Source organism: Providencia sp. PROV156 (genome assembly GCF_028480905.1).
GTDB lineage: Bacteria > Pseudomonadota > Gammaproteobacteria > Enterobacterales > Enterobacteriaceae > Providencia > Providencia hangzhouensis.
This window is the reverse complement of the sequence record NZ_JAMPPE010000019.1, coordinates 83,232-91,050: the sequence shown is the minus strand read 5'-3', so window position 1 is coordinate 91,050 and position 7,819 is coordinate 83,232. Positions and strand designations below refer to the sequence as shown.

At 42.5% G+C, this 7,819-nt stretch carries 7 protein-coding genes and 1 other RNA gene; 3 read left to right on the top strand and 5 right to left on the bottom strand.

Features of this window, described 5'->3' with window-relative positions:
* Window positions 1–56: 56 nt before the first annotated feature.
* The 4 genes from ubiI to PSF31_RS14630 form a co-directional block, all read right to left on the bottom strand.
* The gene (gene ubiI, locus PSF31_RS14645) at window positions 57–1,286 is read right to left on the bottom strand and encodes an FAD-dependent 2-octaprenylphenol hydroxylase (RefSeq protein WP_096863173.1); all 1,230 of its coding nucleotides are present in this window, start codon (window positions 1,284–1,286) and stop codon (window positions 57–59) included.
* Window positions 1,287–1,312: 26 nt separating this feature from the next.
* Window positions 1,313–2,491 (bottom strand): 2-octaprenyl-6-methoxyphenyl hydroxylase, encoded by a 1,179-nt coding sequence (ubiH, locus tag PSF31_RS14640; protein ID WP_096863174.1) that lies wholly within the window; start codon window positions 2,489–2,491, stop codon window positions 1,313–1,315.
* Between the two features lie 34 nt (window positions 2,492–2,525).
* Complete coding sequence (gene pepP / locus PSF31_RS14635) at window positions 2,526–3,848, bottom strand: Xaa-Pro aminopeptidase (protein ID WP_096863175.1); 1,323 nt, start codon at window positions 3,846–3,848, stop codon at window positions 2,526–2,528.
* Window positions 3,849–4,047: 199 nt separating this feature from the next.
* Complete coding sequence (locus PSF31_RS14630) at window positions 4,048–4,632, bottom strand: YecA/YgfB family protein (RefSeq protein ID WP_094962992.1); 585 nt, start codon at window positions 4,630–4,632, stop codon at window positions 4,048–4,050.
* A gap of 139 nt (window positions 4,633–4,771) precedes the next feature.
* Here PSF31_RS14630 and zapA point away from each other — a divergent pair, with 139 nt between their 5' ends.
* The 3 genes from zapA (at window position 4,772) to PSF31_RS14615 (ending at window position 6,108) form a co-directional block, all read left to right on the top strand.
* Window positions 4,772–5,101, top strand: a complete 330-nt coding sequence (gene zapA, locus PSF31_RS14625; RefSeq protein ID WP_004913067.1) for a cell division protein ZapA — start codon at window positions 4,772–4,774, stop codon at window positions 5,099–5,101.
* Between the two features lie 111 nt (window positions 5,102–5,212).
* Window positions 5,213–5,394: non-coding RNA, 6S RNA (gene ssrS, locus PSF31_RS14620), on the top strand.
* Between the two features lie 120 nt (window positions 5,395–5,514).
* Window positions 5,515–6,108 carry a 5-formyltetrahydrofolate cyclo-ligase gene (locus PSF31_RS14615; RefSeq protein WP_004261918.1) on the top strand — a complete coding sequence of 198 codons (594 nt, stop codon included), beginning with the start codon at window positions 5,515–5,517 and terminating at the stop codon, window positions 6,106–6,108.
* A 38-nt stretch (window positions 6,109–6,146) separates the two neighbouring features.
* Here PSF31_RS14615 and serA read toward each other — a convergent pair whose 3' ends face one another.
* On the bottom strand, window positions 6,147–7,397 hold the full coding sequence (serA, locus tag PSF31_RS14610) for a phosphoglycerate dehydrogenase (protein ID WP_004261923.1): 1,251 nt from the start codon (window positions 7,395–7,397) through the stop codon (window positions 6,147–6,149).
* Between the last annotated feature and the right edge of the window lie 422 nt (window positions 7,398–7,819).

Below are 7,819 nucleotides of genomic sequence, written 5' to 3'. Positions count from 1 at the left end.
ACTTTGTCAACAACCTCAGGCACAATTTATAAGATTGTGCCCTCGCAGAAAGGGATTTAGAGAGTGTCTTCGACTTGTAACTGTTCCAGCCACTTCGGCATATCAAACAGCCCCATCGCATGGTTCAATAATTGCGGTTTAACACCCGGTAAGCTGTCCGCTAAAACCAGCCCGATATCACGAAGTAATTTCTTCGCAGGGTTATTGCCATCAAATAATTCACGGAAGCCTTGCATACCAGCTAACATCAACGCTGCACTGTGCTTACGGCTACGCTCATAGTCACGCAAGTATAAATATTGACCAAAGTCTTTGCCTTCACGGTGCAAACGTTTAATTTCACCAATCAGCATAGCGACATCCATAAAACCAAGGTTAACCCCTTGGCCCGCTAATGGATGGATGGTATGAGCCGCATCCCCTAACAACGCTAAACGTTGCGCCGCAAATTGCCTTGCATAACGACCTGTGAGAGGAATGGTTAATCGCTCACTTTCCACTTGGCAAAGACCCAGACGAACATCAAATGCAACCGCCAGTTCTTTATTAAAATCAGCAGGTTCTAAAGATTGACGCCTAACTGCTTCAGTGGCAGATTGAGACCACACAATTGAACAAAGATGTGGGTCACTTAATGGTAAAAACGCTAAAATACCTTCACCATCAAAAGCTTGTCGAGCAACGCCTTCGTGAGGTTTTTCGGTTCGGATGGTAGCAACTAATGCGGTATGTTCATAATCCCAAAAGGTTAATGGGATATCAGCATGGCTACGCAACCACGAGTTTGCCCCATCAGCCCCCACAATCAACCGTGCCGTTAACATGTTTTCATCATCTAACGTAATGAAAACATCATTTTCTCCCCACACCACTTTTTTAATCGTTGCGGGAGCTAATAATGTCACATCGCGAAGCTGAGACGCCTTTTGCCATAGAGCATCACGTACGACATTATTCTCAACAATATGCCCTAAATGCGTCAGGTTACGTTCTTGAGCGGTAAAAGTAATACGCCCAAAGCTATCGTTATCCCAAACTTCCATGCCATTATATGCAGAAGCTCGCATTCCTTTAATAGTTGACCATACACCTAAGTGGGTCAGTAACTTTTCACTTGCCGCATTAATAGCAGATACCCTTAATGCATGCGGCTCTGCTACACTAAATGGTACCTTGGGTGGATGAGTCTCAATTACCGCAACACGAAGCCCACTCCCTTCAAGCCCACAAGCGACTGCTAACCCAACCATACCACCACCGGCGATAACCACATCAAATGATTGCATATTTTTTATTCCTCTTTATTTCGTGGTTATTGGTGTGCAACCCAACCCAATGTTTGGCGAGCCAAAACATCACGAGCTGGCGGTAACATTTCCATTGCCATTAAACCTAAGTTACGCCCGACAATAAGCGGTAAACAGCGATTCGCAAATAAACGAACCAAACCGTCGGTTATCGTAACCGTTTTGTCTCTATCTAACGCTCTGGCTTGCTGGTATTGACTGAGTAATGAATAACGGCCAATGTCTTGCCCTTTCGCGTTTGCATCTACCACAATGTGAGCCAGTTGCATCACATCACGGATACCTAAATTAAAGCCTTGCCCCGCAATAGGATGCAGGGTCTGAGCAGCGTTCCCCACTAACACGACTCGATGACTAACAGGGTTAAGCGCCTTACGTAATACCAATGGATAACAATGACGCTTACCGGCCATGACGATTTCGCCTAGCCGCCAGCCGAATGCTTGCTGTAATTTATCCTTGAATGTCTCATCATCCCAAGACCTGATTGTGTCAGCTTGTTCTTGCTGATGACACCAAACCAATGAACTACGGCCTTGTGACATTGGCAACAAGGCTAATGGGCCAAATTCCGTAAAGCGTTCAAAGGCTTGGCCTTGTGGGTCTATGGCGGTTTTCACATTCGCGATAATAGCCACTTGCCCATAATCGTCCTGTTGCCATTGCATATGGCAGGCTTTACCAATCGCGGAATGGCTGCCATCCGCAGCAATCAGTAATTCCCCTGTCACCTTATCTCCATTATCCAAGGTGACCGTCACAATCTCTTGTTCACGATAAACATTTTCTACTTTTGCAGGGCAATAAAGGGTTACACCGGGGGCTTTACGTAACAATGAAAATAGGCGGGCACCAGCTTCGTGCAGTTCAATAACATTGCCTAGAGCATCGATATGATAATCATCGGCTGCGATATTCACAAAACCAGCATGGCCTCTATCAGACACATGAACATGATTAATGGGGGTCACACAATCCGCTAAAGCAGGCCAAATGCCTATTTTTGCTAACGACTGGCAAGTACCGTGGGCTAGCGCAATCGCACGTGCGTCGAATCCCGGATGTTTGCCATCAGGCAAAGCTGCCTCGATTAATGAAACCGATAATTTTCCTTGGCTAAGGGATGATATCGCCAGTGCTAATGTTGCACCCGCCATACCGCCCCCCACGATGATCACATTCATGCGTTGTTTATTACCTTTCTATGATGACTGACAGCTACCCTAAATTGTGCGTTGCTGCCGCCATTAGGGCTTCAATTTCATCAGGGTCTTTCACGACTAAATCTGTTAAGTTTTCATTTCCGTTTTCGGTGATAACAATATCATCTTCGATACGTACACCAATTCCACGATATTGTGGTGGCACATCGGCATCTGGGGCAATATATAAACCAGGCTCAACAGTTAATACCATCCCCACTTCAAGTGTACGGTCGCGGTCTGTGCCATAAAAACCTACATCATGTACATCTAACCCTAACCAATGACTTAAACCATGCATAAAGAATGGCTGATATGCTTTGTTTTCGATCAATTGATCCACATCGCCTTGTAAAATTCCAAGTGCGACGAGACCTTCTGTTTTGATACGAACAATTTCACGAGTCACCTCATGAATACTGGTTCCCGGGCGGTATAGCTCTAACGCGGTATTTAACGCTTTAAGGACGATATCGTAAATTTCACGTTGCGCTTGGCTAAATTTGCCATTTACTGGGAAAGTACGAGTGATATCCCCTGCATAGCCTTCAAATTCTGCCCCCGCATCAATCAAGACTAATTCGCCATCCTTCATTAGGCTCTCATTTTCGGTGTAATGCAAAATACAGGCATTTTCACCACTACCCACAATGGAATTGTACGAAGGGAAACGTGCACCATGGCGAGTAAACTCATGTTCTAACTCACCACAAAGTTGGTATTCATACATATTAGGTCGGCAAGTTTCCATGGCTCTAACGTGTGCGAGAGCAGAAATTCGCCCAGCCATACGCAGAGTATTAATTTCTTCTTCTGACTTAAATAAGCGCATTTCATGGACAATCGGCCGCCAATCTACCAATGTTTGTGGCGCTCGTAAGTGACGACGGCTGCCTTTACGTAAAATATCTAAGGCATCAAATACCAATTTATCGGCATAGGCAAACTCCCCCTGTGCATGATAAACCACATCGAGGCCGTTCAATAATTGATAAAGTTGTTCTTCTATTTCATTGAAAGGTAACGCTTTGTCGATACCTAACTTTTCAGGTGCGGCGTCTTGGCCAAGGCGGCGACCAAACCAAATTTCAGCAGTTAAATCACGAACACGGTTAAAAAGAACAGAATGGCTATGTTTTTCATCGCTCTTAATCAACACTAATACGGCTTCAGGTTCGCTAAACCCCGTCAAATAAAGGAAATCACTGTGTTGACGGTACGGGTATTCGCAATCCGCATTACGCCGCGCAGGAGGCGCTGAGAAAATAATTGCTGCACTGCCTGGTTGCATTTGAGCCAATAATGCATTGCGACGAGAAATAAATTCCTGTTTATTCATACCGTTTTTGCCTTATTATCAGAATAATTAGATTGCTGAATATATTGCTTGTGTTTAACCAATCACATAGCAACATACACTGGCGAAATGACTTAAAACTGGATACACCCCGTTTTCAAGCACTTAATTTTATCAATAATATAATATCGTCCGATAAAGTTAAGTGGCTTTGAAAACTCACGTTACACGTTAAAAGAAACTAATGAAGAACTGGCTTATCATTTTCCACTGCGGTTGGGCCTTGGCCTTTAGTTGGCTCAATCAATGCAATGTAACATAATTGCACCGCCACCCTGACATACTCCACTACTTCTTCTAACGCTTGCTCGAGTTCTTCTTGGTCTTCGTCTTCATCATAACCAAGCATACCAATATTGCGTAAATCTGTGATAACCTCGCTTATCTCTTTTTTATCAGCCAGTTTCGGTTGTGTAACACCAACACCTAATAAAAAGTGATTTACCCAGCCAGCTAGCGCATCAGCATGGTCAAAAACAGAAGCGTCTTCGTCAGGAAATAGCATAGTAAATGCAAACTCGCTATCATCAAGTGCTTCAAACGTGGTATCAAAAAGTTCTCGCAGTGGCTGTGAAACGGTTTGTGGAAAAGCTAAACCATCGTTAGCAAGGTCATGGACTAACGTTTGCCAGCTTTGGTCACGTCCCCCACCACAGATCAACCCAGTTATTAGACCATGGATCTCCGCGGCAGTAAGTGCGATTGAGTGCTGTTGCAGTAGTTTGTCCAGTGATTCATAGTTTGGTAAAGATTTTTGTATAGACATCTGAATTCGTCATGTTAGCTTATGATTCGTGATATGCTACCATCAAGGATAGCCGCTAGACCAGTATGCTTTTGTCTTATCTATTAATTGCGCCAAATATGATGTATTTATGGCGAGTATTATTCAGTATGGAGGTATCATGTCCGCACAACCTGTCGACATCCAGATTTTCGGGCGTTCAATGCGAGTTAACTGCCCATCAGAACAAAAAGAAGCCCTTCTTGAGTCGGCTAAAGAATTAGAACAACGCTTGCAAAATCTGAAAGATAGAAGCGGTGTGACCAATATGGAACAACTTATTTTTATCGTAGCATTGAACGTCTGTCACGAATTAGCACAAGAAAAGACAAAAACACGTGATTATGCTTATAATATGGAAGAGAAAATAAAAATGTTGCAGCACACAATCGAACAAGCGTTGCACGATCAGGTGAAAATTACTGAGAGGCAAGTATTGCCCCTAGAGTAAATCTGCTTATTAATCAGACACTAGTAGAAAAAAATATACAAAATTAAGGTTGCATTTTAAATCTAGTTTCGTACAATGAAATCACTGAGTAACGATAAGTTCTCAAACCAAATTTCTCTGAGATGCGCGTGAGTGGGCGAGTCCCCTGAGCCGATATTTCAACTAAATAGAATGTGGTTATGGCGCTGGTGAGCATGCCTGATTCGCTCAGGAAGCCTAAAGGTTGCTAAACTGCGTTCACCTTGAACCAAGGGTTCAAGGGTTACAGCCTACAACGGCATCTTGGAGACCCCCAATTAAGTTCCTGCTTATTTTTCATTTGTTTTCTACATAACCTTTCATCTTGCGATATACTTTAAGTAATTTACTTTCTTGGTTAACTGTTTTTTATCGCATATATAACAGGTTATCACATGCAAGACTCCCTCTCGACCCAACGCCAGCAGGTACGTCAAACAATCCGCCAAGCACGTCGTCAATTAAGCGCTCAGCAGCAATATGACGCTGCGGAACAACTCATGCATAATGCATTAAACCACCCGAAAATAGCACAAGCCAACACGATTGCTTTGTTTCTTTCTTTTGATGGCGAAATTGATACTAAACCGCTTATTCAGGCGCTCTGGGCTGAAGGCAAACAAGTCTATCTCCCTGTTTTACATCCTTTTAGTCGTCACCATTTATTATTTCTTCACTATCGCCCCGATAGCCAACTCGTTAAAAACCGATTTAATATTGATGAACCACCGCTTGATGTTAGAGATGTGCTACCACTTGAGAAACTGGATATCATGCTTATCCCATTAGTGGCATTTGATACTCAAGGGCAACGGTTAGGTATGGGAGGTGGGTTCTATGATAGGACTCTAGCAAATTGGCAAAAAACCGGTTTTTATCCAATTGGCCTTGCCCATAATTGCCAGCAAGTAGAAAAACTCCCCATCGCACACTGGGATGTTCCTTTACCCGAAATTATTACGCCGCAAAAAGTATGGCGCTGGTCATAAATACCCGCGCCATCATTTCACACAATTTTTAGCGTAACTTAGAACAGTAAACGCGCACGAATGGTTCCAGGCAAATCTTTTAATTTCTGGAGTGCTTCATCTGTTTGGTTTGGCGTTTGCATTAATACATCAATAACCACATAACCTACGTTGCCTGATGTACGTAAATACTGGCCAACAACGTTAATGTTATTTTCAGTAAATACTTGGTTGATGCTGTTCAAAATACCTGGACGGTTTTCATGAATATGCAAGAAACGGTTGGTATCTTCAGTATGGACAGGCAGGGAAACTTCAGGGAAGTTAACCGCAGATAGTGTTGAACCATTATCTGAGTATTTCGCCAACTTACTAGCCACTTCTAACCCAATATTTTCTTGAGCTTCTTCTGTAGAGCCCCCAATGTGCGGCGTTAAAATCACATTATCGAACTTAATTAATTCAGAGATAAATGGGTCATTAGGGTCATTATTTGCAGCTGGCTCACTTGGGAATACGTCCACCGCAGCACCTGATAAATGCTTGCTTTCCAACGCGGCTGCCAGTGAAGGAATATCCACAACTGTTCCACGTGATGCGTTAATGAAAATAGAACCAGGCTTCATACGGTCGAATTGTTCTTTAGCAAACATATTCTTCGTACTTGGGGTCTCAGGGACATGTAAGCTAACCACATCGCTCATATTCAGAAGTTCAGTTAAAGAACGAACTTGAGTTGCATTACCTAATGGTAGTTTGTTTTCAATATCATAGAAGAAAACATTCATACCGATACCCTCAGCTAAGATCCCTAACTGAGTACCAATGTGGCCATATCCAACAATACCAAGACGCTTACCGCGTGCTTCAAAACAGCCTTTCGCTTGTTTTTCCCAAATACCACGGTGGGCTTGCATATTCGCTTCAGGAATACGACGCAGTAAAAGTAATAATTGGCCTAATACCATTTCTGCAACGGAACGTGTATTCGAAAATGGTGCGTTAAATACAGGGATACCACGTTTTGCCGCAGCATCTAAATCAACTTGGTTGGTGCCGATACAAAAGCAACCCACTGCAACAAGTTTTTCTGCTGCTGCAAAAATTTCTTCAGTAAGATGAGTACGGGAACGGATACCTACAAAACGTGCATCTTTAATCGCTTCTTTTAATTCTTCGTCGGATAACGCACTTTTGTGATATTCAATATTGGTGTAGCCCGCAGCTTTTAAGTTATCAACCGCACTTTGGTGCACACCTTCTAGCAGTAAAAATTTAATTTTGTCTTTTTGCAAAGATACCTTAACCATTTCCCTACCCTATCGTGAACGTACTTAAGATTTATAACAGATGAACATATGTGTTTGCCTAACATAGCTCAAGAGAGATGACATCCATCTACCTTGAGCTATGAAGCGTATACCAACATAGCAAAAAATAGCGCAGTAGCAATACAACCGTTTGCTTAATGGATGCTAAAAAGCGCGAAGAAAAAGAAGTTAAATGGTAGAAAATCAGGGGTGATAACACAAAATAAGGATTTTTCCTGCACAATGCCTATTTGTGTGAGATATATCACCAAAATAGCTAGATATTAAAAAAAATAAAATAAATTTCAAATTGGTGATATTAATAAAACTGGTTAATTAATTTAGCTTCTATCAAATCATAAACTAATGACAAAATACCAGTAAGACAAAAAAACCAGTGGGTATAACTCCACTGGCTTATT